The 455-nt window shown below is 35.2% G+C and carries 1 protein-coding gene; it reads left to right on the plus strand.

The genetic code is table 11. From position 1 onward, the window contains the following. A partial coding sequence (locus tag CHM34_RS18435; RefSeq protein WP_439116350.1) for a Ppx/GppA phosphatase family protein occupies positions 1-455 on the plus strand: 455 nt, incomplete at both ends.

Below are 455 nucleotides of genomic sequence, written 5' to 3' on the forward strand. Positions count from 1 at the left end.
CAATATGCCATTATAGATATTGGGTCTAATACAATGCGTTTAGTTATTTATGAAAAGCAAAACGGAGGTTTTTATAAGGAAATTGAAAATACGAAAGTGGTTGCTCGGTTAAGGAACTACTTAGTCGATGGTATGTTGATTAAAGAAGGAATAGAGGTATTGTTACAGACATTATTTCAATTTCAAGAAAGTACACGATTCCACCAGTTGCATCATGTACTTTGTGTCGCAACAGCAACAATTAGGCAGGCTGAGAATCAAGAGGAAATTAAAAAACTTGTTGAAGGACAAACAGACTTTACTCTTAGAGTATTATCAGAATATGAAGAAGCACGTTACGGCTATTTAGCGGTTATGAATTCAACTTCGTTCACTGAGGGACTTACAGTAGATATTGGTGGAGGAAGTACGGAAGTTACATACTTTCGAAATAGAGAGATTTTAGAGTATCATAG

The organism is Paludifilum halophilum (genome assembly GCF_002245355.1).
Taxonomy (GTDB): domain Bacteria; phylum Bacillota; class Bacilli; order Thermoactinomycetales; family DSM-45169; genus Paludifilum; species Paludifilum halophilum.